The 25,619-nt window shown below is 36.4% G+C and carries 30 protein-coding genes; 26 read left to right on the forward strand and 4 right to left on the reverse strand.

Annotation, left to right across the window (positions count from 1 at the left end):
- The first annotated feature begins 3 nt into the window (after positions 1-3).
- The 14 genes from dacF to AC0IXC_RS11505 all read left to right on the forward strand — a co-directional run bounded on the left by dacF (position 4) and on the right by AC0IXC_RS11505 (position 10,620).
- Positions 4-1,194 carry a serine-type D-Ala-D-Ala carboxypeptidase DacF gene (gene dacF / locus AC0IXC_RS11440; RefSeq protein WP_002088461.1) on the forward strand — a complete coding sequence of 397 codons (1,191 nt, stop codon included), beginning with the start codon at positions 4-6 and terminating at the stop codon, positions 1,192-1,194.
- A gap of 165 nt (positions 1,195-1,359) precedes the next feature.
- Entirely contained in the window at positions 1,360-1,710 is a 351-nt protein-coding gene (spoIIAA, locus tag AC0IXC_RS11445; protein ID WP_002128957.1) for an anti-sigma F factor antagonist, read from the forward strand.
- Complete coding sequence (gene spoIIAB / locus AC0IXC_RS11450) at positions 1,711-2,151, forward strand: anti-sigma F factor (protein ID WP_001243400.1); 441 nt, start codon at positions 1,711-1,713, stop codon at positions 2,149-2,151.
- Between the two features lie 12 nt (positions 2,152-2,163).
- Positions 2,164-2,922 carry an RNA polymerase sporulation sigma factor SigF gene (gene sigF, locus AC0IXC_RS11455; RefSeq protein ID WP_002014922.1) on the forward strand — a complete coding sequence of 253 codons (759 nt, stop codon included), beginning with the start codon at positions 2,164-2,166 and terminating at the stop codon, positions 2,920-2,922.
- A 139-nt stretch (positions 2,923-3,061) separates the two neighbouring features.
- Complete coding sequence (locus tag AC0IXC_RS11460) at positions 3,062-4,588, forward strand: sodium-dependent transporter (protein ID WP_002143036.1); 1,527 nt, start codon at positions 3,062-3,064, stop codon at positions 4,586-4,588.
- Complete coding sequence (locus tag AC0IXC_RS11465) at positions 4,588-4,686, forward strand: methionine/alanine import family NSS transporter small subunit (protein ID WP_000016829.1); 99 nt, start codon at positions 4,588-4,590, stop codon at positions 4,684-4,686. Before AC0IXC_RS11460 ends, AC0IXC_RS11465 begins: the two co-directional genes overlap by 1 nt.
- 116 nt (positions 4,687-4,802) lie before the next feature.
- Positions 4,803-5,423 (forward strand): stage V sporulation protein AA, encoded by a 621-nt coding sequence (locus AC0IXC_RS11470; protein WP_471652909.1) that lies wholly within the window; start codon positions 4,803-4,805, stop codon positions 5,421-5,423.
- Positions 5,416-5,832, forward strand: coding sequence for a stage V sporulation protein SpoVAB (gene spoVAB, locus AC0IXC_RS11475; protein WP_012261650.1), 417 nt, complete (start codon positions 5,416-5,418; stop codon positions 5,830-5,832). Before AC0IXC_RS11470 ends, spoVAB begins: the two co-directional genes overlap by 8 nt.
- Before the next feature lie 12 nt (positions 5,833-5,844).
- On the forward strand, positions 5,845-6,303 hold the full coding sequence (gene spoVAC / locus AC0IXC_RS11480) for a stage V sporulation protein AC (RefSeq protein ID WP_088040088.1): 459 nt from the start codon (positions 5,845-5,847) through the stop codon (positions 6,301-6,303).
- A 13-nt stretch (positions 6,304-6,316) separates the two neighbouring features.
- The gene (spoVAD, locus tag AC0IXC_RS11485) at positions 6,317-7,333 is read left to right on the forward strand and encodes a stage V sporulation protein AD (protein ID WP_215590147.1); all 1,017 of its coding nucleotides are present in this window, start codon (positions 6,317-6,319) and stop codon (positions 7,331-7,333) included.
- Positions 7,334-7,336: 3 nt separating this feature from the next.
- A complete protein-coding gene (gene spoVAE / locus AC0IXC_RS11490) occupies positions 7,337-7,687 on the forward strand; it encodes a stage V sporulation protein AE (RefSeq protein WP_002143033.1) in 351 nt (116 codons plus the stop codon).
- 5 nt (positions 7,688-7,692) lie between these two features.
- On the forward strand, positions 7,693-8,262 hold the full coding sequence (gene spoVAEA / locus AC0IXC_RS11495) for a stage V sporulation protein SpoVABEA (protein ID WP_002088445.1): 570 nt from the start codon (positions 7,693-7,695) through the stop codon (positions 8,260-8,262).
- A complete protein-coding gene (gene spoVAF, locus AC0IXC_RS11500; protein ID WP_002143032.1) occupies positions 8,249-9,721 on the forward strand; it encodes a spore germination protein SpoVAF in 1,473 nt (490 codons plus the stop codon). Before spoVAEA ends, spoVAF begins: the two co-directional genes overlap by 14 nt.
- A 95-nt stretch (positions 9,722-9,816) precedes the next feature.
- The gene (locus AC0IXC_RS11505; protein ID WP_002067045.1) at positions 9,817-10,620 is read left to right on the forward strand and encodes a Cof-type HAD-IIB family hydrolase; all 804 of its coding nucleotides are present in this window, start codon (positions 9,817-9,819) and stop codon (positions 10,618-10,620) included.
- A gap of 31 nt (positions 10,621-10,651) precedes the next feature.
- On the opposite strand, the gene AC0IXC_RS11510 is transcribed toward AC0IXC_RS11505, so the two are convergent.
- Positions 10,652-11,518 carry a DUF1002 domain-containing protein gene (locus tag AC0IXC_RS11510; RefSeq protein WP_002143030.1) on the reverse strand — a complete coding sequence of 289 codons (867 nt, stop codon included), beginning with the start codon at positions 11,516-11,518 and terminating at the stop codon, positions 10,652-10,654.
- Between the two features lie 187 nt (positions 11,519-11,705).
- On the opposite strand from AC0IXC_RS11510, the gene AC0IXC_RS11515 reads away from it, so the two are divergent.
- A complete protein-coding gene (locus AC0IXC_RS11515; RefSeq protein ID WP_002190570.1) occupies positions 11,706-12,143 on the forward strand; it encodes a peptidylprolyl isomerase in 438 nt (145 codons plus the stop codon).
- 485 nt (positions 12,144-12,628) lie between these two features.
- The gene (gene ribT / locus AC0IXC_RS11520) at positions 12,629-12,997 is read left to right on the forward strand and encodes a GNAT family N-acetyltransferase RibT (protein ID WP_000908403.1); all 369 of its coding nucleotides are present in this window, start codon (positions 12,629-12,631) and stop codon (positions 12,995-12,997) included.
- 20 nt (positions 12,998-13,017) lie between these two features.
- On the opposite strand, the gene AC0IXC_RS11525 is transcribed toward ribT, so the two are convergent.
- Together AC0IXC_RS11525 and AC0IXC_RS11530 are read right to left on the reverse strand one after the other, a co-directional pair.
- Positions 13,018-13,536: a DUF309 domain-containing protein gene (locus AC0IXC_RS11525; protein WP_012261646.1), complete on the reverse strand. Its 519-nt coding sequence runs from the start codon at positions 13,534-13,536 to the stop codon at positions 13,018-13,020.
- 99 nt (positions 13,537-13,635) lie between these two features.
- The gene (locus tag AC0IXC_RS11530) at positions 13,636-13,731 is read right to left on the reverse strand and encodes a YjcZ family sporulation protein (RefSeq protein WP_000510194.1); all 96 of its coding nucleotides are present in this window, start codon (positions 13,729-13,731) and stop codon (positions 13,636-13,638) included.
- 169 nt (positions 13,732-13,900) lie between these two features.
- Here AC0IXC_RS11530 and AC0IXC_RS11535 point away from each other — a divergent pair, with 169 nt between their 5' ends.
- The 6 genes from AC0IXC_RS11535 to phnF all read left to right on the forward strand — a co-directional run bounded on the left by AC0IXC_RS11535 (position 13,901) and on the right by phnF (position 19,157).
- On the forward strand, positions 13,901-14,644 hold the full coding sequence (locus AC0IXC_RS11535; RefSeq protein WP_002143025.1) for a segregation/condensation protein A: 744 nt from the start codon (positions 13,901-13,903) through the stop codon (positions 14,642-14,644).
- Between the two features lie 156 nt (positions 14,645-14,800).
- Positions 14,801-15,373 carry an SMC-Scp complex subunit ScpB gene (gene scpB / locus AC0IXC_RS11540; protein ID WP_012261645.1) on the forward strand — a complete coding sequence of 191 codons (573 nt, stop codon included), beginning with the start codon at positions 14,801-14,803 and terminating at the stop codon, positions 15,371-15,373.
- Positions 15,374-15,451: 78 nt separating this feature from the next.
- Positions 15,452-16,354 carry a ComEC/Rec2 family competence protein gene (locus tag AC0IXC_RS11545; RefSeq protein ID WP_002143023.1) on the forward strand — a complete coding sequence of 301 codons (903 nt, stop codon included), beginning with the start codon at positions 15,452-15,454 and terminating at the stop codon, positions 16,352-16,354.
- Positions 16,355-16,560: 206 nt separating this feature from the next.
- On the forward strand, positions 16,561-17,703 hold the full coding sequence (nagA, locus tag AC0IXC_RS11550; protein ID WP_471652943.1) for an N-acetylglucosamine-6-phosphate deacetylase: 1,143 nt from the start codon (positions 16,561-16,563) through the stop codon (positions 17,701-17,703).
- A 4-nt stretch (positions 17,704-17,707) separates the two neighbouring features.
- Positions 17,708-18,496, forward strand: coding sequence for a glucosamine-6-phosphate deaminase (gene nagB / locus AC0IXC_RS11555; protein WP_471652910.1), 789 nt, complete (start codon positions 17,708-17,710; stop codon positions 18,494-18,496).
- Positions 18,426-19,157, forward strand: coding sequence for a phosphonate metabolism transcriptional regulator PhnF (phnF, locus tag AC0IXC_RS11560; protein WP_012261644.1), 732 nt, complete (start codon positions 18,426-18,428; stop codon positions 19,155-19,157). The genes nagB and phnF overlap by 71 nt, the downstream gene beginning before the upstream one ends.
- Before the next feature lie 73 nt (positions 19,158-19,230).
- On the opposite strand, the gene AC0IXC_RS11565 is transcribed toward phnF, so the two are convergent.
- Positions 19,231-20,037, reverse strand: coding sequence for a Cof-type HAD-IIB family hydrolase (locus AC0IXC_RS11565; protein ID WP_016100674.1), 807 nt, complete (start codon positions 20,035-20,037; stop codon positions 19,231-19,233).
- Between the two features lie 165 nt (positions 20,038-20,202).
- Here AC0IXC_RS11565 and glcT point away from each other — a divergent pair, with 165 nt between their 5' ends.
- The 4 genes from glcT (at position 20,203) to ptsP (ending at position 25,566) form a co-directional block, all read left to right on the forward strand.
- The gene (glcT, locus tag AC0IXC_RS11570; RefSeq protein ID WP_002143016.1) at positions 20,203-21,051 is read left to right on the forward strand and encodes a glucose PTS transporter transcription antiterminator GlcT; all 849 of its coding nucleotides are present in this window, start codon (positions 20,203-20,205) and stop codon (positions 21,049-21,051) included.
- A gap of 340 nt (positions 21,052-21,391) precedes the next feature.
- Positions 21,392-23,455 carry a PTS glucose transporter subunit IIABC gene (gene ptsG / locus AC0IXC_RS11575; protein WP_002014901.1) on the forward strand — a complete coding sequence of 688 codons (2,064 nt, stop codon included), beginning with the start codon at positions 21,392-21,394 and terminating at the stop codon, positions 23,453-23,455.
- Between the two features lie 135 nt (positions 23,456-23,590).
- Positions 23,591-23,854, forward strand: coding sequence for a phosphocarrier protein HPr (ptsH, locus tag AC0IXC_RS11580; RefSeq protein WP_002033915.1), 264 nt, complete (start codon positions 23,591-23,593; stop codon positions 23,852-23,854).
- On the forward strand, positions 23,854-25,566 hold the full coding sequence (gene ptsP / locus AC0IXC_RS11585; protein ID WP_002128938.1) for a phosphoenolpyruvate--protein phosphotransferase: 1,713 nt from the start codon (positions 23,854-23,856) through the stop codon (positions 25,564-25,566). The genes ptsH and ptsP overlap by 1 nt, the downstream gene beginning before the upstream one ends.
- Positions 25,567-25,619: the final 53 nt, after the last annotated feature.

A 25,619-nucleotide genomic window follows, 5' to 3' on the forward strand; every position in this document is an offset into this window, starting at 1 on the left:
GTCATGAAGCGAGTTTTTGGAATACTTGTTTGTTTCATGTTATTGCTTTCTGGTACTTCAGTTAGTTTCGCACAATCTGAGAAAACGAAGCAGGAAAAAACAGAAGAAACCACGCCGAAGTTAGCGGAACAAGCATCGTCAGCGATCGTAATTGAGCAAGATACAGGTAAAGTTTTGTTTGATAAAAATCCAAATGAAAAGTTACCACCTGCTAGTATGACAAAGATTATGACAATGCTATTAATTATGGAACAAGTTGAAAAAGGAAAACTAAAACTAAACGATAAAGTTAGAGCGAGTGAACACGCAGCTTCAATGGGCGGATCACAAATTTTTCTAGAACCTGGGGAAGAGATGACTGTAAATGAAATGTTAAAGGGCATTGCAATTGCATCTGGAAATGATGCATCGGTTGCAGTAGCTGAGCATATCGCTGGTTCAGAAGAAGGTTTCGTAAATATGATGAACAAAAAAGCGAAAGATCTAGGATTGAAAAATACACATTTTCAAAATCCGACAGGTCTTCCAGCGAAAGATCATTATTCTACAGCGAATGATATGGCTATTATGGCGAAAGAGTTGATGAAGTATCCACTTATTCGAAAATACACAGGTAAATATGAAGACTATTTACGTGAAAATACGGATAAGAAGTTTTGGCTTGTTAATACGAATAAGCTAGTACGTTTTTATCCTGGAGTAGATGGAGTGAAAACAGGCTTTACGACAGAAGCGAAATATTGTTTAACGGCATCGGCTGAGAAAAATGGTATGCGTGTTATTTCAGTTGTAATGGGAGCACCTACATCAAAAGAGCGGAACAATCAAGTAACGAAGCTTCTTGATTATGCATTTGGACAATACATGACAAAGAAATTATATACACGTGGTGAGAAAATTAAGACTGTACAAGTAGGAAAAGGTAAGGAAGAAAAAGTAGATTTAGTTGCGTCAGACAATGTGTCTCTTCTTATGAAGAAGGGCGAAAATATGGACAAAGTTAAACAAGAAGTGATTGCTGAAAAGAAAGTGAAGGCACCGATTAAAAAAGGTGATGCACTTGGCACACTTGTTATTAAAAGAGATAAAGATGTTTTATTAAAACAAACAATTGTAGCGAAAGAAGATGTTGAGGCAGCGAGCTGGTGGGAGTTATTTAAAAGAAGTTTTGGGATGTTTTCAACATCAAAATAGCGGCGAAAATTTTGATGTTTTTCTGTTCGTATTTACTGAAATAATTGCTGAAAGGTTTCACTTTATGACGAAATAGTTCTTCTTTTGTCAGTAGGAAGGATTCTGATTTTATATCACGAAAATCTTATGTTAATGAGTAAAGTTTGAGCATAAGGAGGAAATCGTGTGAGTCTTTCCATGCATTTAGAAGTAAAACGTGACGTCTTATGTGTGAGGCTAGAGGGCGAGTTAGATCATCATACTGCTGAAGAGTTGCGAACGAAAGTCACAGATATGATTGAGACACATGGTGTTCATCATATTATTTTGAGCCTAGAGAACTTAACATTTATGGATAGTTCTGGTTTAGGCGTTATATTAGGCCGATATAAACATGTAAAGGGATTAGGTGGAGAGATGGTTGTCTGTGCAATTTCACCGCCCGTTAAACGTTTATTTGAAATGTCAGGTCTATTCAAAATTGTTCGTTTAGAAGAAAGTGAAGCGCATGCGCTCGCGACGTTGGGGGTGGCGTAGATGAGAAATGAAATGAACCTTCAATTTTCAGCGTTAAGTCAGAATGAATCATTCGCTCGTGTTACGGTAGCTGCTTTTATTGCGCAATTAGACCCGACGATGGAAGAACTAACAGAGATTAAAACAGTTGTGTCAGAAGCGGTTACAAATGCAATTATTCATGGGTATGAAGGAAATGCAGAAGGTGTTGTTTATATTTCAGTGATTTTGGAAGAAGCGATGGTGAAACTCACGATTCGAGATGAAGGGATTGGTATCTTTAACTTAGATGAAGCAAGACAACCCCTTTTTACAACTAAACCTGAATTAGAGCGTTCCGGAATGGGATTTACTATCATGGAAAATTTTATGGATGAAGTAGAAGTTATTTCAAACGAATCTTTCGGGACAACAATCCATTTGACAAAATACTTATCAAATAGTAACGCTCTATGCAATTAAGGAGAATAGCCAATGGACATAGAGGTCAGAAATGAGAAGAAGAAACCTCAGTTAAAGGACCACGAGCTAAAAGCGTTAATTCAAAAAAGTCAAGATGGAGATCAACAAGCGAGAGATACAATCGTTCAAAGTAATATGCGTCTCGTATGGTCGGTTGTACAGCGATTTCTTAATCGAGGATACGAACCAGACGATTTATTTCAAATTGGATGTATTGGACTCTTAAAATCGGTAGATAAATTTGATTTATCTTTCGACGTGAAATTTTCAACATATGCAGTTCCAATGATTATCGGTGAAATACAACGATTTTTACGTGACGATGGATCAGTGAAAGTAAGTAGATCTTTAAAAGAAACAGGAAACAAAGTCCGAAAGATGAGAGACGAGCTTTCGAAAGAATTTGGAAGGGCTCCAACGATTAATGAGGTAGCACAGGCTCTTGAACTAACGCCGGAAGAAGTTGTTCTGGCGCAAGAAGCGAGTCGTGCTCCTTCGTCGATACATGAAACCGTGTATGAAAACGACGGAGATCCAATTACTATTTTAGATCAAATTGCAGATCAATCGGAAACGAAATGGTTTGATAAAATTGCTTTAAAAGAAGCAATTAGAGAATTGGATGAACGAGAAAGGCTAATTGTGTATTTGCGCTATTATAAAGACCAAACCCAATCAGAAGTAGCGGAGCGCATAGGCATTTCGCAAGTACAAGTTTCAAGACTTGAAAAGAAAATATTAAAACAGATGAAAGATCGAATAGATGAATAGCTATCTATTCGATTTTTTTTTATTGTCACGAAAAGTAGAAGATTCCAACTATCGCTAAAAAATTTACAGAATTTATTGATAATTTAGTTAATTTAAACTATAATCCAAGTATGAACTTGTCACAAAGGGGGAAGGAAACATGGAAACGAGGCAACAATGGGGAACTAGGGCTGGATTTATTTTTGCAGCAATCGGTTCCGCTGTTGGACTAGGGAATATATGGCGTTTTCCTTATACAGCGTATGAAAATGGGGGAGGCGCATTCTTTTTACCGTACTTATTTGCATTATTAACGACTGGTATTTCATTGTTAGCTTTCGAGTTTGCTCTTGGGCATCGCCATCGTGGTTCGGCGCCACTTACATTCTTCCGTATTCATCGACGTGCTGAATTTATTGGATGGTGGCAAATGTGTGTGACATTTATTGTTTCAACATATTACGCTGTAATCATTGCTTGGTCTATTTCGTATACGTACTTTGCAATTACTGGAGCATGGGGGAAAGACACGCAATCATTTTTATTTAAAGAATATTTACATGTTGCAGATAAGCCAGGACAATTCGGGGGGCTCGTACCAGAAGTATTAATTCCGTTAGCTCTCGTTTGGATTATTGTGCTTGGTGTTGCGTTTAAAGGAGTTAAAAAAGGAATCGAAGTTGTTAACCGTATTTTTATTCCTTTACTAGTTGTTATGTTCCTTATTATCGTTGTTCGTGCAGTGACGATGGAAGGTGCGATGCAGGGGCTAGATGCATTTTTTAAACCAGATTGGAGTCGTATTTTTGATGGGAAAGTATGGCTTGCTGCTTACGGTCAAATTTTCTTTAGTTTATCTTTAGCATTCGGAATTATGATTACGTATTCTAGTTATTTACCGAAAAACTCAGATACAACAAATAATGCTTTTATTACAGGATTTGCAAATTCAGGATTTGAATTATTGGCAGGTATTGGTGTCTTTGCAGCTCTTGGATTTATGGCGAATAACATGGGGGTACCGGTTGATAAAGTAGCTAGTGCTGGTGTAGGACTTGCATTTGTAGTATTCCCGCAAATTATTAATGAGTTACCGATGTCGCCGTTATTTGGTGTATTATTCTTCTTATCTCTAACTGTTGCTGGAATTACATCACTCATTTCACTTGCAGAAGTATGCTTTGCCGCTGTATCTGAAAAATTCAGCTTGAGTCGTCAAAAGACGATTGGAATTATGGGAACGCTATTAGTATTAGTTTCTCTTGTTTTTGCAACACGTGGTGGACTTATGTTCCTAGATGTTGTTGATTACTTCGCTAACAATTTTGGATTGATTACAATTGCACTCGTTGAAGTAGTTACAATAGGACTAATCTTGCGCCGTTTACCAGTTTATCAAAATCATGCAAACTTTGTATCTGATATAAAGTTAGGAACGTTTTGGAGAGTGAGTTTACTCGTTATTACTCCACTTATGTTAGGGTATATGTTAATTGATGGTACAATCCAAAACATTAAAAAGAACTACGGAGGTTATCCAACAGAGTTTGTTGTAACGTATGGTTGGTCGATAGCGGCAGCATTCCTTCTAGTCGCGTTAGTTATTGGTCTGAAAAAATGGAATGCACAAATACATTCAGACTCTGTCCAGCTTGAAAAAGAATGGAAGGACCGAGGTGTTTCATGATGAGTGGATCAGCGATTATGATGATGGTTATAGGTATGGTAGTCATTTGGGGAGGACTTGCATTAAGTATTGCAAATTTATTTAAGAAAAAGGCATAAACTAAAAAACATCTGTACCGAAATGGTACAGATGTTTTTTTATGAAAAAATTGTATTAGAAAAAAATTCAATAACCATACTACAACTACGAGGAAGAGTGAAGGGGTGAATGGAAATTGGAAGGAACAATTTATATTAAAATGCGCAATCGCTTAAGAGTGTCTCCTACGTATGAAGTAAGGTTGAGCGATGTTGCTCAACTTGCCGGAGATTCTTTTGTAGTTGAGTCGTTACAAAATGAGATAGTCTACAACATAACAGCACATGATAAGACGCATGTTGTAATTGATGTCATGAAAGTAATTGAGATTATTCAACAAAAAGCATCTCATGTACAAATTAATTTACTGGGTTCTGGACAAACTCTTGTTGAAATTATATACGAAAAAAAGAAAGTGCATCCGGTTTTCTTCGGACTTGTATGGTTGTTACTTTTCATTGGAGCGGCCCTTGCGATCATTTATTTCCATGAAGATGTAAGTATGCAACAAGTACACCAGCGGTTATATTACATGATTACTGGAGAATTTAAGGCGCAACCACTTTTATTTCAAATTCCTTATTCACTAGGTCTTGGATTAGGTATGGTCTTATTTTTTAATCATGTATTTCAAAAGAGAATTAATGAAGAGCCGAGCCCGTTAGAAGTTGAGATGTTTCAATATCAGCAGTCGCTTGATCAATATGTAATTGTTCATGAAAACAAGGATAATATGAAACAGATTGCTGATGATTGAGTGTGCATTTGTTGTATTAATTGGCTTAGCTGGAGGGATTGCAGTAGGTAGCGGATATGTCGCGTTTTTAGCTGTACTTGGTATAATCCCTCGTTTAGCTCAATTAACGAGAAGTGGAAAGCATATTCAATATTTTGAGTGGGCGGTCATTGCGGGTACTTTAACTGGGGCTTGGTGTAGTTTGAAAAATATTACATTTCAAACGTCACAATATTGGCTTGTTATATTAGGGATATTTTGTGGCACATTCATTGGAATGCTCGCTGCGGCATTAACAGAAGTATTAAATGTTTTACCTATTTTAGCGAAACGAGTCGGGGTAGAGGGGAAAATTGTTGTTTTACTCGTTGCTCTTGTACTTGGAAAAGTAATAGGCTCATTGTTTCACTGGATTTATTTCGTAAAGTAGGAGGCAATATATATGACAAGGCGAAAACTGAAAGATGATTACATAAATAAAGTGAAGGAGTACCATCCAAAGCCAAACTATTTGCTAAATTGTGTGAAGGCATTTCTTGTAGGTGGGCTCATTTGTACAGTCGGAGAAATATTGATGAAATTTTATATACATTATTTTCACTTTAGTGAACAAGAGGCAGGAAATCCGACAGTTGCAACGCTTGTTTTATTTTCGGCGATTTTAACAGGGTGTGGTGTATATGATAAAATCGGGCAGTTTTCTGGAGCGGGATCAGCAGTACCAGTTACTGGATTTGCGAATTCTATGGCGAGTGCCGCACTAGAACATAGGAGTGAAGGGATTGTTCTAGGAATCGCTACTAACATGTTTAAGCTTGCAGGAAGTGTCATTGTATTTGGAGTCGTCGGTGCATACATTATCGGGTTAATAAGATATACATTTCAAATTTTAATGTCTTAAAGGAGGGGTGGGTATGAGATTGACAGGAAAACAAACGTGGGTATTTCAAAATGATATCTTCGTGAATGCAACTGGTACTGCTGTCGGTCCGAAAGAAGCTGAAGGCCCTCTTGGAAAGGATTTTGATATTTCATATTCTGACTTACATTGCGGAGAGGAAAACTGGGAACTTGCTGAACGAAGGTTAATGTCAGACTCAATTCAACAAGCGATGCAAAAAGGGAATATAAAAAAATCGCAAATTGATTTCTTTTTAGCGGGAGATTTATTAAACCAAACAGTGACAGCAAATTATGTTGCTCGTGAGTATGGTATTCCTTTTTTAGGGATGTTCAGCGCTTGTGCGACGTCAATGGAAACTTTGGCGATTGGATCAGCTTTTATAGATGGTGGATTTGCGAATCGTATTTTAGCTACAGTAAGTAGTCATAATGCGACGGCTGAAAGACAATTTCGTTCCCCAACAGAATACGGAGGACAAAAGCCAGGGACAGCAAACTCAACTGTTACCGGAGCAGGGTCAATATTAATTAGCAATGAGGCGAGTGCAATTAAAATAACAGCAGCAACAATTGGTAAAGTGCAAGATTTAGGAATTGCTAATCCTTTAGATATGGGATCAGCGATGGCACCATCTGCTGCTCATACAATTCAACAACATTTTGAAGATTTGAGAAGAAGTGCAGCTGATTATGATCTTATTGTTACTGGTGATTTATCGGCTGTTGGGACACCAATTGCGAAACAACTTTTACTTGAGGAAGGGTATGATTTGGGGAATGTATACAATGATTGTGGATTAATGATTTACAATTCAAATCAAGAAGAAGTGTTTGCAGGGGGCAGTGGTTGTGCTTGTTCAGCTGTTGTAACATACGGCCATTTATTGCGTGAAATGCAAAAAGGGAATTTACAAAGAATTTTTGTCGTTGCAACTGGAGCTCTATTAAGCCCCATGATGATACAACAGAAGGAAACGATTCCAACGATTGCGCATGGTGTTGTGTTTGAAAGAGTTAAAGGAGAGTGAATTGTGGATTTTATATATGCATTTCTTGTAGGAGGAGCTATTTGTGTAATTGGACAAGTGTTGCTAGATTTCGCAAAGTTAACACCGACACATTTAATGGCAACTTTTGTAGTCGCCGGAGCTATTTTAGACGGATTCGGATTGTACGATAAGCTTATAAAATTTGCAGGTGCTGGGGCAACAGTCCCTATTACAAGTTTTGGACACTCACTATTGCACGGGGCAATGCATGCGGCAGAAAAACATGGATATTTAGGAATTGGAATCGGTATGTTTAGCTTAACGTCTGCGGGGATTTCAGCAGCGATATTATTTTCATTTTTTGTTGCACTTATATGTAAACCGAAAGGATAAATCAAATGAGACGAAGGGTTGTTTTGGTCACAGATGGAGATGAATATGCAAAGCGGACAATTGAGCTGTTAACAAAGGAATTTGGGGGGAGGTGTATTTCAGCATCGCAAAGTAATCCGACCAAATTGACAGGGAAGAAAGTTGTTGAGCTTATTATGCAAACGCCATATGACCCTGTATTTGTCATGTTTGATGACAGCGGATTTATAGGAGAAGGATCTGGTGAAAAGGCGTTAAAGTATGTCGCAACACATAAACAAGTTGATGTACTCGGTATTTTAGCAGTAGCATCTAATACACATCATTGGGAATGGGCGCGTGTAGATGTAAGTGTAGATCGGAATGGGAATTTGACAGAATATGGCGTTGATAAATTTGGACTCCCAGATGGTGAAATTGGCAGGATTAGTGGGGATACGATTTATTGTTTAGATGGTCTGAATGTTCCTGTCATAGTGGGGGTCGGTGATATTGGCAAGATGTGCGGAAATGATGAATGGGAGAGAGGATCACCTATTACTAGAAAAGCGATTCAATTAATTTTGGAAAGGAGTGGCTTTTATGACGAAGCCTAAAAAAGTGAATATCCCGATTTCATCTTTTTTAAGTGATAATGAAAATTATTTAAAGCAAACAGTTGGACTTGGTGTTACATACGATGTTGGTATTCGTAAATTTAAAATTTTAAATAAAGAAATTGGTGTGTTATTTGTAAATGGACTTTGTGATACGAATTATATTATCCCTATTTTAGAAGAAGCGGTGGATACAAATGAAATAAGGGATGTAGAAGAAGATACAGTAAAGCTTTTAGAGAATCGTTTAATTCATCAACAAGTAAGTAAAGTAAAAACGATGGATGATGTAATGCTCCAAGTATTATCAGGACTCATTGTTATATTTGTGGAAGGTGAAACTGAAGCGTTCGCAATAGATGTTCGTAGTTATCCGGGCCGGACACCGACAGAACCAGATACAGAAAAGGTAGTGCGTGGTGCAAGGGATGGATTTGTTGAAAATATCGTTGTAAATACAGCGTTAATTCGTAGAAGAATACGCGATCCACGTCTTCGAAATGAAATGATTCGAGTAGGGGATAGATCGCAAACGGATATTTGTATTACATATGTACAAGATGTTGCAAATCCGGATTTAGTGAAGATTATAAAACAAGAATTAAATAATATTGAAGTAGATGGGATTACGATGGCGGATAAAACGGTAGAAGAATTTGTAGTGAAACAAGGTTATAATCCATTCCCGCTTATCCGATACACAGAGAGACCAGATGTAGCAGCAAATCATCTGTTAGAAGGACATGTGTTAGTACTCGTTGATACATCACCAAGTGCTATGATCACTCCAACAACATATTTTCACCATTTACAGCATGCAGAAGAGTTTAGACAAAATCCAGCTGTAGGTACATTTTTACGTTGGGTACGTTTTTTAGGTGTTATATTTTCGCTATTCTTACTGCCATTTTGGCTAGTTTTTGTTTTTGATCCGACTCTTTTACCGGAAAGTCTTGCTTTCATTGGACCAAATAAGATGACGCATTTACCGATTTTATTACAAATTTTGATGGCTGAAGTCGGACTCGAATTTTTAAGAATGGCTGCCATTCATACACCGACATCATTGTCGTCGGCAGCAGGATTAATTTCTGCCATATTAATTGGTCAAATTGCAATTGATGTAGGTTTGTTTGTACCAGAAGTTATTTTGTACGTAGCAGTTTCTATGATTGGAGCATACGCTACGCCAAGTTATGAGTTAGGGCTTGGGAATAAGATTGGAAAATTGTTTGTCATTATTTTAACAGGCATATTTCATGAAATGGGATTTGTCATTGGAATGACGATATTGATTCTATTTTTAACATCTATAAAAAGCTTGCAAACACCGTATTTATGGCCGTTTTTACCGTTTGATTGGGGCGCGTTAACGAAAATTTTACTTCGTCCAACTATGTCTAGTTTAAAGGTTCGTCCAAGTATTGTAAGACCTCAAAATGTGCGAAGACAAAAATAAGCGGGATTATGCTCCGCTTATTTTTTATTGAAAATTTATTGTTTTTTTAACAAAAATCAAACATTTTTTTTGTACAATTAGAGTAGATATTGTGTATGGAAGGGGAAGAGGACATGATTAAACTATTTGTAAGTGATTTAGATGATACACTCGTTTACAATATGAATGATATGCAAAAAGAAGATGAACGAGCGCTTTGTTGGCTAGCTGAAAACGGGACAAATATTTGTTTTGCCTCTGGCCGTTTTACTCACCGAATTGATGAGGCGGTAAAAAGGTTTTCGTTCCCGTATTACACAACTAGTTTAAATGGAGCGACAATGATACTACCGGATGGAAAAGTATTTCATGAATCGAGTTTTGAAGATGGGGTTGCCCAGGAAATATATCGATATATACATAAAAAGGGACTAGCAGATATTGTTTGTGCAAATGAGCAGCGATATACAAAAAGGAAGAATGAACATCACCATACTTTTGAAGAGTATATGGGAGTGCATATTGCTGAAATCGAAGAGTTAGAAGAGGAATTTGGGAAGACTGTACATCCTGCGAAATTATTTGTTTTTGGCGAAGAAGAAAAAATTGTAGCATTAGATCAAGAGTTGAGAGATACATTTCATAGCGAAGCGGAAGTCTTTATATCGGGTAAGCGATATGTTGACATTATGCCAAGAGGTGTAAGTAAAGGAAGCGCTCTGAAGCGATTAATGGAACATTTACAAATTGAAGCAAATGAAGTTGCATGTATTGGAGATTCTTTCAATGATATTTCTATGTTTGAAGTAACCCCGCACTCCTTCACCCTCCATCATGCTCATCCGTATGTGAAGGAGAAAGCAAATCATGTTGTCCGTTCGGTTGAAGAAGCTATTATGAAATTACCGTTACTTGTATAAAAAAGAAGCTCGTCACTGGCGAGCTTCTTTTTTACTTGAATAAAGATTTAACGAAATCAATGATACTAGAGAAGAAATCTTTTACTTTATCTAGGAAACTTTGCCCTTCATCAGATCCTAAGAAGGCAGACACATGGTCTTTTGCTTTTTCTAATTGGCTACCAACTTGGTTCCAATCGATATTAAGATTTTTCATTTTATCAAATAACGATACTAAGTTATCTAACTGTTCATCTGTTAATGTAATGCCAAGTTGATCAGCAATTTTTTTAATTAATGAACGTAAATCTTCAGTGGTTTTGGGCTGTTCTTTTGCAATTTCTTCTTTAATTTTTGCAACAAGTTGAACTGCTTTTTCTTCGCCGATTTTATCACCGAGCTGGGCTGTTTGTACCATTTCTTCATTGGCTACTTTTTTTACTTCTTCAGGAATGGCTTTGTTTGATGTTGTTTCATAGGCCTTCATTAAACCTGTTAAAGCAGCAGTTCCTGAAACTTTAAATGGTGCAGTAATTTGAATCTCTGCATCTTTCACACCTGCTGTAATAAGTGCATTTGTGTACATTGCATCTGTTATCGAATTAATGTTTTTTGAGCGTACAATGAGACCTGACCCTGGTTTTGTGTATGTAATCATAGAAGAGGAAATTGCTCTCGTACCAATTTGCGCTTTTGGAACGATGCCCTCTAGAAATTTATGTTCTTCCGCATTAGATACAGTAATAATTTGTGCATCTTTTGGTGCTTTCATTTCTTTCAAAAGATCTTGTTTCTGTTGTTCAGATAAGTTTTCTCCTAGTGTAACAATTGATTCTCCCTCAATGATGTCTGCAAATGAAGCTGTTGGCATAATAAATACGGCTACAGCTAATAGCAGAGCTAGTAATTTCGTTTTCACGAAAAATCGCTCCCTTTCTCTTTCTTAAATTTTCGGGCAACACAGTTATTATAGTATATTTTTCTTATTTGTCACCTAGCTTCTTCCACATTTCAAAAAAGAAGTATGCAGATTGTCGGATTCTTTTTGTTTCTCGTCATGAATATGGTAATATAGTGCTGAGATAGTTGAAAGGAGACATATACATATGAAAACTTTAGGATACATATTAATGGAAAATGGCGAAAAAATCGATTTAGAATTTTTCCCAGAAGAGGCACCAAAAACAGTAGAAAACTTTAAAAAATTAGCAGAGCAAGGATTTTATGATGGTGTGACATTCCACCGCGTTATTCCTGGCTTCGTAAGCCAAGGTGGAGACCCAACAGGCACAGGTGCAGGTGGCCCAGGTTACTCTATCCCATGTGAAACTGATGGAAATCCTCATAGACATCTTGTTGGATCACTTTCTATGGCACATGCTGGTCGTAATACAGGTGGTAGCCAATTTTTTGTTGTTCATGAGCCACAACCGCATTTAGATGGCGTACATACTGTATTCGGTAAAGCAACAAGCGGTATTGAAACGGTATTAAACATGCGTCAAGGCGATGCAATGAAAGAAGTTAAAGTTTGGGAAGAATAAGTTACGAGAAAAAGAGAGCGATTTTGCTCTCTTTTTTTATTTCCTATAAACAGGGATTGGTATATATTTTAAAGTATATGACACAAATAGGACGGCTACTAACGTTAAATTATATTGTTCATGAGAACAAACTTTTAACAAAATACATAGGATGGAGTACGAATTATATGCTTCAATAAATGTATTTCTCTTAACATATTGCTTTTGGTAGAACTACTTTGTTCAAAAATGGTTAATAAGTGAAATGTGATGAGAAAGGGATTTTCCTTTTAGTTCCTATATAGTATTGTCTCTTTTTTGAGCGGTGTAATAGAAAGAAATAGCGTGGAAACATATATTTGACTTTCTTCTTAACGCTTTGTATGATTATCAAGTTGTTTCAGCCCCTTCTCACTCTGGTAAAAATATTGTAGAATGAATGTGATATGAAAAGAGTGATTGAGGGGATAAATAGTTTGTAACTTTTGTAAGAAGGGATAAGGGTTATGTTAATTCGTTTTAAAAAAAGTTATGAAAAAATTGCAATGGGGCTTCTTTCATTTATGCCAACTGAAAAAGATGTGAAAACATTACAATTGACAATGAAAGAATATGAAGCGAAAGAGGATTGGCAATTGTATTTGTGGAAACAAAATGAAGATTTTGTTGGGATAATGGGGATTATAAAAAAAGAAGATCAGGTATTGGAAATTCAGCATTTGAGCGTGAATCCGTCTCACCGTCATATGGGGATTGGGACGAAGATGGTTCAAGAGCTTAAGAGTAAATTTCTTGAGTTTACAATTTGCGGAAATGAGCAAACAGCAAGTTTTTGCAAAAAGTGTAAAGAGCTTGAACAAAATATACATTCATGAAAGCAGGGATAAGTAGTTTATTATCTCTGCTTTCTTTTTTGTAGTTGCTCGTGTCGCTCAGAAATGACTTCTGTTCGATCACGCAATGTGTGCTTACTTATGATGTATTCACCAGGAATGACGTTCACATCTTTCCAAGAGAGGTTTTGTTTCTTACATAACTGTATGCATTGTTTTTCTAACGATACGTCTAATAAGGGTAAAAATAACGGCGCAAAAATTTCCTTTTTGTGGATAGAGTGTAATCTTTCATTTAATAAGAACATAAGTTGTTTATGATCTATTCCTAATTGATGTAAAGATGTACTGTTCTTTTCTAAAAGTGCTATTGCGCTTTTTATCATCTTCTCTGCACCATTCCAGTTGGATCGTCTGTGATGGTATAAGGAAACAGCAATTTGAATGAGACCGACTAAGTAATTGTCGCGTTCGCCTCTAGGTTTTAATTTCCAATACTCTTCTAATATTTCATGACATTCAAAATAATCATAGTCTCCGTGAAAATGAATTAAAAATTGTACGTACTCGGTAGGATACATTTTATTCGCTCCTGTCTAACGGTTATATGTACAGTTTATCATAGAAATATTAACAATAAGCGACTAGGGAAATATCCCTAGTCGCTTTATTGCGTCCTATTAGCAGAAGCAAGCTGCTCCTACAATGATTAGTAAAATGAACAGTACAACAAGTAATGCGAACCCACCGCTAAAACCGCAATCAACGTGACCCATAGTTTTTTGACCTCCTACATTGTTCTTACTACATTGTTATCATATGAAGCGGTGGGCATTATGACATGGGCATAGGTCTATTTTTAATTAAATTTCTTAAAAAGGTTGGATAGAACATGAGTATGCTCTATACTTATGGTGTTATAGAAAAAATGTGGTGGGATGCTTTGTGCAGTATAATTTTAAAGTAGAGGCTTTTGAAGGGCCTTTAGATCTATTGTTACACTTAATAAATCGTTACGAAATTGATATATATAATATTCCTGTAGCGAAAATTACAGAGCAATATCTATCTTATGTCCATACGATGAAAGAATTACAATTAGATGTTGCCAGTGAGTATTTAGTAATGGCTGCAACGTTATTACAAATTAAAAGTAAAATGTTGTTACCGAAACAAGAAGAAGATGTACCTGATAACGGTGAAGACTTTATAGATGATCCTCGTCAAGAATTGATGGAGAGGTTAATTGAATATAAGAAATATAAGCAAGTTGCTACTGAGTTAAAAGAAAGAGAACAAGAAAGAGCACAGCTATATACACGTCCGCCAATTGATTTTACATCATTTCAACAAGAAGAGGAGACAAGCTTACCTCTTGATGTTACGTTATATGATATGTTAGCGGCATTTCAAAAGCTAATGCGTCGTAAAAAAGCAAAAACCCCCGTAACAACGCGAATTACTCGTCAAGAAATACCAATTGCACAGCGAATGACTGATATTCTACAACAGTTAGAAGTAAGAGGCGGTCGTCAAAGCTTTTATGATTTGTTTGCTGATGAAGAACGTGAAATAATGGTTGTAACATTTTTAGCGGTTCTTGAGCTAATGAAAAATCAACAAATCATAATTGAGCAGGAACATAATTTTGATGAAATTTTCGTATCAAGCTCTAATAAATCCGTATAGAGTTGATGTGAAGATGGGATAGAAATATTTTATCTCATGTTAGGTTTTAATGTATCGTTTGGAACGAGAGAAGAAATATTGAACCGAACGCATTTACTGTGATTCGGTTTTTTTATGTGTGTTTTTTATGGGAAATAGGAGGAAGGAGTTCGTAAAATGGATAGAAAAGAACAAAAAGCGATTATTGAAGGGCTTTTATTTGTTGCAGGTGACGAAGGGATTTATCCGGAACAGATAGCTAAAGTTCTGGAAGTTGAAGTGGAAGAAGTACTAAACAGTATAGAGGAAATGCAAAAAGAATGCGAAGGATCGAATCGCGGTTTGCAAATTGTACAATATGCAAAAGTGTATCGTTTTGCAACAAAGAAAGAACATGCTTCGTACTATCAAAAATTAATAGATACTCCAACCGCGGCTTCACTTTCTCAAGCAGCTCTTGAAACGTTGGCAATCGTTGCGTACCGTCAACCGATTACAAGGACAGAAATGGAAGAGATTAGAGGTGTGAAAACGGACAAGGCATTACAAACGTTAGTTTCACACTTACTTATAAAAGAAACGGGAAGAGCGGAAGGACCAGGGCGCCCTATTTTATACGGAACGACGAAAGAATTTTTAGATACGTTTGGTTTGAAAACATTAGATGATTTACCACCTCTTTCGGAAGAAAATGAACAAATGAATGAAGCAGATTTATTCTTTGGTTCTTTACAGGAATTATCAAAATAAAAGCTTAGCATTTTGCTAAGCTTTTTTTGTATATCAATTACAGAGCGTGCCATACTAAATGAAAAAAGGAGACGAGTTATGAAAGGTGTACGGAGTATTCTATTGTTGGTTTCTGTTTTATTATGTTTTTCGTTAAACAGCGCATCGGCTAAAAGATATATGATGTCTATTCATACTGCGTCTTCTATACATATGCATCGGCAACATTTTGGTAAAATGAAAGTGAGTTTTTTAAAAGTTGGACAAGGTGATGCGACACTTATTACATTGCCAAATGGTCAAACGATGTTAATAGATGGGGGCCCTTATGAAGCAGGAGAGGTTATTATTCAAAAACTAATTGAAAAAGGAATTAATCATTTAGATGTGATTGTAAGTACTCATCCTGATATGGACCATATAGGGGGGCTTATTCCAATTGTAGAACAAATGCCGGTTTCACTCGTATTAGATAGTGGAAAAACATATAGTTCATTTACTTATCATACGTATCGGAATAATATTAAAAAAAGGGGCATACCTTTCATTTCAGTGAAGGAAGGACAATATATACCGTTAGATCCACATGTTTCTATACAAGTATTAAACAATGGTAAATCGAAAGACGAGAATAACGAGTCCTCAATTGTGTTAAAGATTCGATATGGTAAAGCGGACTTTTTATTAATGGGTGATGCTGATATACGGACGGAAAATGAAATATTAAAGCAATTTGATGTACATGCAGATGTATTAAAAGTTGGGCATCATGGCTCGTATACTTCAACGAGTGAAACATTCTTAAAAAAAGTAGATCCACAATTCGCTATTCTTTCGTACGGGAGTAGAAATCCGTATGGGCATCCTCATCAGAGTGTAGTAAGACGATTAAAACAGCGTGGTATAATGATATATGGAACAAACAAGCGAACTGTGGAAATAGAAACAGATGGTGAACATATTACTATGGGGGCAAGCGGTCTTATGCCATTACTTAAGTAACTAATTATATAAGAGGTTATTATCCATTTTGGTAAAAATGGATAATATATATTAGAATGAAAAAGAAATCAATTTCCTTTTTTCGCTGAACGAAGAGGAAATTTCATTAGAATGTATAGACAACTACTTGTGTGTATATTAAGATGGAATTAGGCGAATAAGGTAATAATAATAAGTAGGTATTTCATGGGAAAGGGTCGATGAAAATGAAAACGCAAGTTGTCATCAATGCCAAAATTTATACAGGTAAAGAAGTAGTGGAAAACGGATTTATTCGTTACACAGAAGCAGTTAAAGAAATTGGTTTGATGGCTCAATATGTATCACAAGAAAATGAAACTGTGTTAGATGTGGCAGGAAAGATTGTGATTCCAGGTATGATTGATGTTCATATTCATGGTGGATACGATATTGATGCGATGGATGCAAATAGCGATGGATTAGTAACTCTTGGTAAAGAAATGTTAAAAGAAGGAGTTACAACTTACTTCCCAACAACAATGACACAAGCTCCAGAAGCGATTGAAGCGGCGCTAAGTGCTGCGAAGGAAGCGAAAGACAAAGGAGCACATTTCGAATATATTCACTTAGAAGGACCATATGTTTCAAAAAAACGTGCGGGTGCACAACCACTTGAACATATTGTTCCTGCGAGTATCGAGCAATTTAAACAATGGCAGGAAGCAAGCGGTAATCTAATTAAATTGGTAACATATGCACCGGAAGAAGAAGGTGCGTTAGAGTTTGAACAGTATCTTGCTGAAATAGGTGTTGTTGGCACAATGGGGCATACAGATGCAATTGATGCACAACTGAAAAATAGAAAAATTACACATGCAACACATTTATACAATCAAATGCGTGGATTACATCATCGTGAACCAGGAGTTGTTGGTCATGTGTTATTAAATCCAGATGTAATGGTTGAAGTAATTACAGATGGTATTCACATTCACCCTGATATGGTGAAATTAGCATATAAATTAAAAGGACCGAAAAAAGTAAGTGTCATTACAGATGCAATGCGTGCAAAAGGTCTTGAAGAAGGATTATATGAGCTTGGCGGACAGCCAGTACATGTAAAAGATGGCAGTGCCCGATTAGAAGATGGAACGTTAGCTGGTAGTATTTTAAAAATGGATCAAGCTTTCCGAAATGTAATTGAATTTACAGGATGTTCAATCGAGGAGGCAGTGTTAATGACATCAGTTAACCAAGCAGAAGAATTTGGATTAAATAATAAAGGTGCGTTAGCGGTAGGTAAAGATGCAGACTTTGTTGTTATGACTGAAGAATTACATGTATATGATACGGTTCGTTTAGGAATTCATATGAAGGAAGGGAAGTAATTAGATGAATATTCTAGTTGTAAAAACTCCAGAAGAATTAGCAGAAGCAGGTTATAAGTTAATTAAAGAGGTTGTAAAATCAAAAGAAAATCCAACTTTAGGAATGGCTACAGGAAGCTCTCCATTAGGTATTTATGCAAAAATGCGAAAAAATAAACTTGATACAAGTCATGCAACCACTGTAAACTTAGATGAGTACGTAAATTTACCACACGAAGATAAAAACAGCTATCACTATTTCATGCAAGAACAGTTGTTTGATCATCTTCCATTTAAACAAACTTATGTACCGAATGGGATGGCAAGTGATTTAGAGGAAGAGTGCAAGCGTTATGAAGGCATTCTAGTAGCTAACCCAGTTGACTTACAGATTCTTGGAATCGGTGAAAACGGTCACATCGGATTTAATGAGCCAGGAACACCATTTAATTCTCCAACTAACATTGTAGAATTAACAGAATCTACACGCCAAGCAAACCTTCGCTTCTTTGAAAATGAAGAAGATGTGCCGACTCATGCGATTACAATGGGAATTGGAAGTATTATGAAAGCGAAACAAATTCTTCTTGTTGCTATGGGATCTAAAAAGGCAGAAGCTATTAAAGAATTATTGCAAGGTGAATATAGTGAGGCGTGTCCTGCTACAGTTTTACAACGTCATCCGAATGTAACCGTAATCGCAGATCCAGAAGCTCTATCTTTATGCAGTGAGGCGATTGCTGATGAACATCGACAAGTATTCACCATTTCCGATTTATTATCAGATTCAAGAGTGGGTGAAACAGCTAATTGAGGAAGGCGAATGGAAGCCGGGAGATAAAATTCCATCTGAGAATGAACTTTGTGATAAGTTCGAAGTGAGTCGTATGACAATCAGACAGGCGATTAATAACTTAGTGGAACAAGGTTATTTATACCGGAAACGTGGGATTGGAACGTTCGTCCAACTTCCGAAAGTGGAGCAAAAGTTGCAAGGAATGACGGGATTCACAGAAGATATGATATCTCGTGGTATGAAACCGAGCAGCCAGTTATTAAGTTTCCGCCTAGTTCCAGCTACTGCTAAAATAGCAGACCGGCTGAGAATACAAGAGGGAGAATCGGTTTATGAAGTGAGACGTACGCGCTTAGCTGATGACGAACCGATTGCATTTGAGACGACATATTTGTCGCCAACTCTTGTGAAAGATATTAACGAAGAAATATTACAACAATCTTTATATGAACATTTAGAGAAAAAACTGGGCTTTAAGCTTGTTCGCGCTACTCAATCAATTGAAGCTTCAATTGCAACGGATAATGAAGCTGAACATCTGCATATTCCTAAAAAGGCGCCTGTACTTGTAATGCGTCAATGGTCATATGCAGAAGGTGAGTTACCGTTAGAGTATGTGAAATGTATTTATCGTGGGGATCGTTACAAGTTTATTACGAACATCGCACGTAACAAGTAATATATTTCAGTTTGCGAAGTACAGTGAACTTTGATGTTTTCAACATGTAAAGAAATAAAAATACGACTCATCCTTATAAGGAGTGAGTCGTATTTTTATTATGAGAAATTACGTGGTTAACAGCATCTTTAACCGTATTTACTACATAGTGAGCGTGCTCTTTTACTGCGTCATCTGCTTGAGACATAGCAAAACTGTGAGGAGTTAAAGAGAACATTGGAATATCATTATAAGAATCCCCTATGCAAGCAATTTCCTCTGGTTGTATTTGAAATTCTTTTAATAAAATAGAAATAGCAGAACCTTTACTAATATTAGGTGGCATTACATCTAAACATTGTTCTGCTGAAATGAAGGTGCTAACTTTTCCGTGAAATTTTTCATCAATTTTGTTCTGAAGGAGTTGTAAGCTTTCCTTCGTTCCACCGATAGAAATTTTATTTGGAAAAATTGTATCATCAATTTTCTGTAATAGATTAGGTTCTTCAACAGAAGTCATCGTTACTTGTTGTTCAAGTTCATGAATAAACGGTGTTTTTTCTTCAATGTAGTAGTTATGTTCATCACTTACATAACGGAAATAAGGGTCTTCATTTGTCATAGCTAACAAATCTGGAAGAATGCTGGAATCGAAAGTTGCAGATAATAGCTGTTTATTTTCATGTGTATATACAAAAACACCATTTACACTAATGCGATGGAAATTTGTATTAACCGCTCTCATTAGGTCTGCAATTTCATTATCAAGTCTTCCAGAAGCAAAACAAAGAATTACATTTTGTTCAGCTAAGCTGCGTAAAGCGATAACATCTTTTTCGTCGATAAAACCTCCGTGTTGCATCATCGTTCCATCAATATCACTTACAAACATTTTAATCATGTTGCAATCTCCTTTCTATGTACAGTTGCCCTTACATTATACGCATCATATACAAACATGTCTAAAAAATGAATTTTTATTAAATGGTAGATGTTTTATATTGACGAAAAAGAAGAATGTTCTGTAACATAAAAGTAGGCTATTTAAGTACGAGGGTGGTGTTATATGAGTAATTATCTAGAAATTAAAAAAGTTTTAAATAATAATGTCATCATTGCTAGCCATCCTGAACACGAGGAAGTAGTAGTGATCGGTAAAGGAATCGGATTTGGGAAAAAGGCTGAAGATGTGTTGGAGCAAGAACAAATTGAGAAAATGTTTGTTTTAAAAAATGAACGTGATCGAGAACAATACAAACTTTTAGTACCACATGTGAGTGAAAAGCTAATTGAATTGATGAATGATATTATGTTATATATTCAAGAAAAAGCGGAGTCTCCATTAAATGAACATATTCATATCGCTTTAACAGATCATATTTCTTTTGCAATTAAAAGGCTGAAACAAGGACTTACAATAGATAATCCTTTTTTAGTTGAAACGAAAATGCTATATCCAGAGGAATATAAAATTGCTGAAGGCGTTGTGCAACTTTTAAATTCTCGTTTGCAAATTACATTGCCAGAAGGGGAAGTTGGCTTTATCGCACTTCACATTTACAGCTCGCTTACAAACTCTGATTTATCTTCTGTTAATCAAAATTCTCGTCTTATTGCACAACTTGTGTCTTTAATTGAGACAAGCCTACAAATTACATTAGACCAAGAAAGCATTCATTATTTACGCCTTATTCGCCATTTACAATATGCTATTGAGCGGGTGAAAAAAGGAGAAAAAGTAGAAGAAGCACAGAGTTTTGCTGATTTATTAAAGTTGGAATATCCAGTTTGTTATAATTTGGCGTGGAAACTAGTCAAAGTAATGCAGAAAGAATTACAACTTCCTGTATATGAAGCGGAGAGTATTTATTTAACGATGCATTTACAACGATTAGTGAAAGTAGAACATGTGTAAAAAGACATATATTTTTGTCTAAAATGAAAACGTTAAAAAAAATGATTGAATCGCTTACAATAGTTATGTATAATAACTATTGCAAAGTTATACAAAATTCGACAAACACATTAAGGTAAATAACGAAAACGTTTGCTTTAATTATAGTGAACTTATACGTAATCCTATTTTTGACACGTGTTACTGATTCGATCAGGCATGAGTGGAGAAAAGTTGGGAATGTAAGCTAAAGAAAGGGACATACTACCCTTTGTATAGCTATCGTTCTATCTTTTTTTTCCTCATGCCTTTTTGGCGTTTGTCGAAAAGTATCAATATAGATAAGAGAGGAAGGGTTTCCATGTTTAAGAAGATCTTTGGTGTTCTTCAAAAAGTCGGAAAAGCGCTTATGCTTCCAGTAGCGATTTTACCGGCAGCAGGTATTTTACTTGGATTTGGTAATGCATTTCAAAATCCACAACTAACAAATGTTATCCCTGCTTTAAAAGCAGATTGGTTCGTAATGGTTGCAAAAATTATGGAACAATCTGGCGATATTATTTTCGCTAACCTTGCGCTATTATTCGCAGTTGGGGTAGCGATCGGTTTAGCTGGTGGAGACGGAGTAGCTGGTTTAGCAGCGTTCGTCGGATACTTAATTATGAACAAAACGATGAGTGTGTTCTTAGAAGTAGATAAACTAGTGAAAGTAACAAGCACTGGAACAGATCCAGTAAAAATTGGATTTTCAGATCCAGCATATGCAAACGTATTAGGAATTCCAACGCTGCAAACAGGAGTGTTTGGTGGTATTATCGTCGGGATAGTAGCGGCATATTGTTATAATAAATACTTCAACATTGAATTACCATCATACTTAGGTTTCTTTGCAGGTAAGCGTTTCGTACCAATCGCAACTGCAACATTCTCTTTAGTGGTAGGTATTATCATGTGCTTCATTTGGCCATACATTCAGGGTGGCTTAAATACGTTCTCACATCAAATGATTGATGCAAATAGAACGATAGCAGCATTTATATTCGGTTTAATCGAACGTTCATTAATTCCATTTGGATTACATCATATTTTCTATTCACCGTTCTGGTTCGAATTCGGTCAGTATACAAATGCAGCTGGCGAATTAATCCGTGGTGACCAAAAAATCTTTATGGCACAGTTAAAAGACGGCGTAGAATTAACAGCAGGTACATTTACAACTGGTAAGTATCCGTTCATGATGTTCGGTCTTCCAGCAGCAGCTTTAGCAATGTACCATGAAGCACGTCCGGAAAATAAAAAATTAGCAGCTGGTATTTTAGGATCTGCTGCATTAACATCTTTCTTAACAGGTATTACAGAACCACTTGAATTTTCATTCTTATTCGTAGCACCAGTATTATTCGGAATTCATGCAGTATTCGCTGGTCTATCATTTATGACAATGCAAATTTTAGGTGTTAAAATTGGTATGACATTCTCTGGTGGTTTAATTGACTTCATATTATTCGGTGTACTACCAGGTCGTACGGCATGGTGGTGGGTAATTATTGTTGGTCTTGTACTAGCAGTGATTTACTACTTCGGATTCCGTTTCGCAATCCGTAAATGGAACTTAAAAACACCTGGTCGTGAAGTAGCGAATGCTAATGAAGGCGCAGGGAAAACAGAAGCAGGAGAACTTCCACGTGAAGTATTAGTAGCACTTGGTGGTAAAGAAAACATTGCTTCGTTAGATGCTTGTATTACTCGTTTACGCGTTCAAGTTAACGAACAAAAAAATGTAAATAAAGACCGCTTAAAAGAGCTTGGAGCAGCCGGTGTACTTGAAGTTGGAAATAACATTCAAGCTATTTTCGGACCGAAATCTGACACATTAAAATCACAAATTCATGATATTATGTCAGGTCGTACACCTCATGTTGAAAAAGAAGCGCCTGTAAAAGTGGAAGAAGCTCCTCAACAGGTTGATGAAAATGAAACAATCGTTTCACCAATTGAAGGGAAAATCTTACCGATTACAGAAGTACCTGACCAAGTATTCTCAGGGAAAATGATGGGAGATGGATTTGCGATTGAGCCAACAGAAGGAACAGTAGTTTCTCCGGTCAATGGTGAGATTGTAAATGTATTCCCTACAAAACATGCGATTGGTATTCAGTCTGAAGGCGGAAAAGAAATTTTAATCCACTTCGGTATTGATACTGTAAAATTAAATGGTGAAGGCTTTGAAGCGCTTGTAGCACAAGGTGATAAAGTGAAACAAGGACAACCATTATTAAAAGTAGATCTTGCATTTGTAAAAGAAAATGCACCATCTATTATTACACCAATCGTCTTTACGAATTTACAACAAGGGCAACAAGTCGAATTGAAAAAAGATGGAAATGTTAAGAAGGGCGAAAACGCTATTATTGACATTCAGTAGGAATTTGACGCAAAATGTTTATAATTATAATAGGCGATGTGGTTGACCGAACATCGCCTATTATATACAATAGATGATGTAGTACTCACGTCTATACAACTAAAAAAATACTGTATTTGAAGGAGATAAATTATCATGGAAAAAATCTTTAAAGTAACTAGCGACTCAGGAATTCATGCTCGTCCAGCAACTCTACTTGTAAACACTGCAAGCAAATTTGGTTCTGACATCAACTTAGAGTATAACGGAAAAAACGTTAACTTAAAATCAATCATGGGTGTTATGTCTTTAGGAATTCAACAAGGCGCGGAAATTAAGGTCACTGCAAATGGTGATGATGCAGCTCAAGCACTAGCAGCTATCGAAGAAACTATGAAAAACGAAGGATTAGGAGAATAATGACTCTTAACATTCAAGGGATCGCTGCATCAAGTGGGATTGCTATTGCAAAGGCTTTCAGACTTGAGAATCCTGAATTTAACATTGAAAAGAAATCAATTACAGACGAAGCTGCTGAAATTGCACGCTTAGACGCTGCGCTTGAGAAAGCAAAATCTGAACTAGAAGCTATTAAGGACCATGCTTTTGCTGAGCTAGGTGCTGATAAAGCTGCTATCTTTGAAGCACATTTATTAGTATTAAATGATCCAGAATTAGTGAATCCAGTAAAAGATAAAGTAAATGGCGAAAAAGTAAATGCTGAATTTGCAATGGATGAAGTTGCATCAATGTTTATTTCTATGTTTGAAAACATGGATAACGAATACATGAAAGAACGTGCTGCGGATATTCGCGACGTAACAAAACGTGTTCTTGCACATTTACTAGGAATTAACTTCTCAAACCCTGGTACAATTTCTGAAGAAGTAATCATCATTGCTGAAGATTTAACACCATCTGATACAGCTCAGTTAAACCGTAAGTATGCAAAAGGTTTCACAACTGATATCGGTGGACGTACATCTCACTCTGCAATTATGGCTCGTTCTATGGAAATTCCAGCTGTTGTTGGTACGAAAGTTGTTATGGAGAAAATCCAAAACGGCGATATCGTAATCATTGACGGTTTAGATGGAGAAGTAATTGTAAACCCATCTGAAGAAACTCTTCGTTCTTTTGAAGAAAAGAAAGCGAAATTTGAAGAGCAAAAAGTTGTATGGGCAAAATTAAAAGACCAAGCAACTGTAACAAGTGATGGACATCACGTTGAGCTTGTTGCTAATATCGGAACACCAAATGATGTACAAGGTATTATCGATAATGGCGGAGAAGGCGTTGGTTTATACCGTACAGAATTCTTATACATGGGCCGTGACAATCTTCCAACAGAAGAAGAGCAGTTCGAAGCGTATAAAGCAGTTCTTGAAGGTGTAAAAGAAGATCAACCAGTCGTTGTTCGTACACTTGACATCGGTGGAGATAAAGAACTTCCATACTTACATTTACCAAAAGAAATGAACCCATTCTTAGGATACCGTGCAATTCGCTTATGTCTTGATGAGCAAGATGTGTTCCGTACACAACTTCGTGCATTACTTCGTGCTAGCGTATACGGTAACTTGAAAATTATGTTCCCAATGATTGCAACTCTTGATGAGTTCCGTCAAGCGAAAGCAATCTTATTAGAAGAGAAAGCAAAACTTGTAGAAGCGGGTACAACTGTTTCTGATTCTATTGAAGTTGGTATGATGGTTGAAATTCCAGCTTCAGCAGTATTAGCTGATCAGTTCGCAAAAGAAGTTGATTTCTTCTCTATTGGAACAAATGACTTAATCCAATACACAATGGCTGCAGACCGTATGAACGAACAAGTAGCTTACTTATACCAACCATATAACCCATCTATTTTACGTCTTGTAAAAATGGTTATCGATGCTGCTCATAAAGAGGGCAAATGGGCTGGTATGTGTGGTGAGATGGCGGGAGATTCACTTGCTATCCCATTATTATTAGGATTAGGCTTAGATGAGTTCAGTATGAGTGCAACATCTATCCTTCCTGCAAGAACACAACTAAGCAAGTTGTCAAAAGCAGAAATGGAAACATTAGCAGAAAAAGCATTAACAATGTCAACTGCTGAAGAAGTTGTTGAATTAGTTAAAAGCATATAATAGTAAAAAAACCTGAGTCGATTTGAAATCGGTCTCAGGTTTTTTCTATGAGA

Source organism: Bacillus sp. AC266 (assembly GCF_979253805.1).

Coding starts and splice junctions, on each gene's coding strand:
- dacF (WP_002088461.1), top strand. CDS start 4: ATGAAGCGAGTTTTTGGAATACTTGTTTGTTTCATGTTATTGCTTTCT.
- spoIIAB (WP_001243400.1), top strand. CDS start 1,711: ATGAGAAATGAAATGAACCTTCAATTTTCAGCGTTAAGTCAGAATGAA.
- sigF (WP_002014922.1), top strand. CDS start 2,164: ATGGACATAGAGGTCAGAAATGAGAAGAAGAAACCTCAGTTAAAGGAC.
- AC0IXC_RS11460 (WP_002143036.1), top strand. CDS start 3,062: ATGGAAACGAGGCAACAATGGGGAACTAGGGCTGGATTTATTTTTGCA.
- AC0IXC_RS11465 (WP_000016829.1), top strand. CDS start 4,588: ATGAGTGGATCAGCGATTATGATGATGGTTATAGGTATGGTAGTCATT.
- spoVAB (WP_012261650.1), top strand. CDS start 5,416: ATGATTGAGTGTGCATTTGTTGTATTAATTGGCTTAGCTGGAGGGATT.
- spoVAC (WP_088040088.1), top strand. CDS start 5,845: ATGACAAGGCGAAAACTGAAAGATGATTACATAAATAAAGTGAAGGAG.
- spoVAD (WP_215590147.1), top strand. CDS start 6,317: ATGAGATTGACAGGAAAACAAACGTGGGTATTTCAAAATGATATCTTC.
- spoVAEA (WP_002088445.1), top strand. CDS start 7,693: ATGAGACGAAGGGTTGTTTTGGTCACAGATGGAGATGAATATGCAAAG.
- spoVAF (WP_002143032.1), top strand. CDS start 8,249: ATGACGAAGCCTAAAAAAGTGAATATCCCGATTTCATCTTTTTTAAGT.
- AC0IXC_RS11505 (WP_002067045.1), top strand. CDS start 9,817: ATGGAAGGGGAAGAGGACATGATTAAACTATTTGTAAGTGATTTAGAT.
- AC0IXC_RS11515 (WP_002190570.1), top strand. CDS start 11,706: ATGAAAACTTTAGGATACATATTAATGGAAAATGGCGAAAAAATCGAT.
- ribT (WP_000908403.1), top strand. CDS start 12,629: ATGTTAATTCGTTTTAAAAAAAGTTATGAAAAAATTGCAATGGGGCTT.
- AC0IXC_RS11525 (WP_012261646.1), bottom strand. CDS start 13,536: ATGTATCCTACCGAGTACGTACAATTTTTAATTCATTTTCACGGAGAC.
- AC0IXC_RS11530 (WP_000510194.1), bottom strand. CDS start 13,731: ATGGGTCACGTTGATTGCGGTTTTAGCGGTGGGTTCGCATTACTTGTT.
- scpB (WP_012261645.1), top strand. CDS start 14,801: ATGGATAGAAAAGAACAAAAAGCGATTATTGAAGGGCTTTTATTTGTT.
- AC0IXC_RS11545 (WP_002143023.1), top strand. CDS start 15,452: ATGAAAGGTGTACGGAGTATTCTATTGTTGGTTTCTGTTTTATTATGT.
- nagA (WP_471652943.1), top strand. CDS start 16,561: ATGAAAACGCAAGTTGTCATCAATGCCAAAATTTATACAGGTAAAGAA.
- nagB (WP_471652910.1), top strand. CDS start 17,708: ATGAATATTCTAGTTGTAAAAACTCCAGAAGAATTAGCAGAAGCAGGT.
- phnF (WP_012261644.1), top strand. CDS start 18,426: ATGAACATCGACAAGTATTCACCATTTCCGATTTATTATCAGATTCAA.
- AC0IXC_RS11565 (WP_016100674.1), bottom strand. CDS start 20,037: ATGATTAAAATGTTTGTAAGTGATATTGATGGAACGATGATGCAACAC.
- glcT (WP_002143016.1), top strand. CDS start 20,203: ATGAGTAATTATCTAGAAATTAAAAAAGTTTTAAATAATAATGTCATC.
- ptsG (WP_002014901.1), top strand. CDS start 21,392: ATGTTTAAGAAGATCTTTGGTGTTCTTCAAAAAGTCGGAAAAGCGCTT.
- ptsH (WP_002033915.1), top strand. CDS start 23,591: ATGGAAAAAATCTTTAAAGTAACTAGCGACTCAGGAATTCATGCTCGT.
- ptsP (WP_002128938.1), top strand. CDS start 23,854: ATGACTCTTAACATTCAAGGGATCGCTGCATCAAGTGGGATTGCTATT.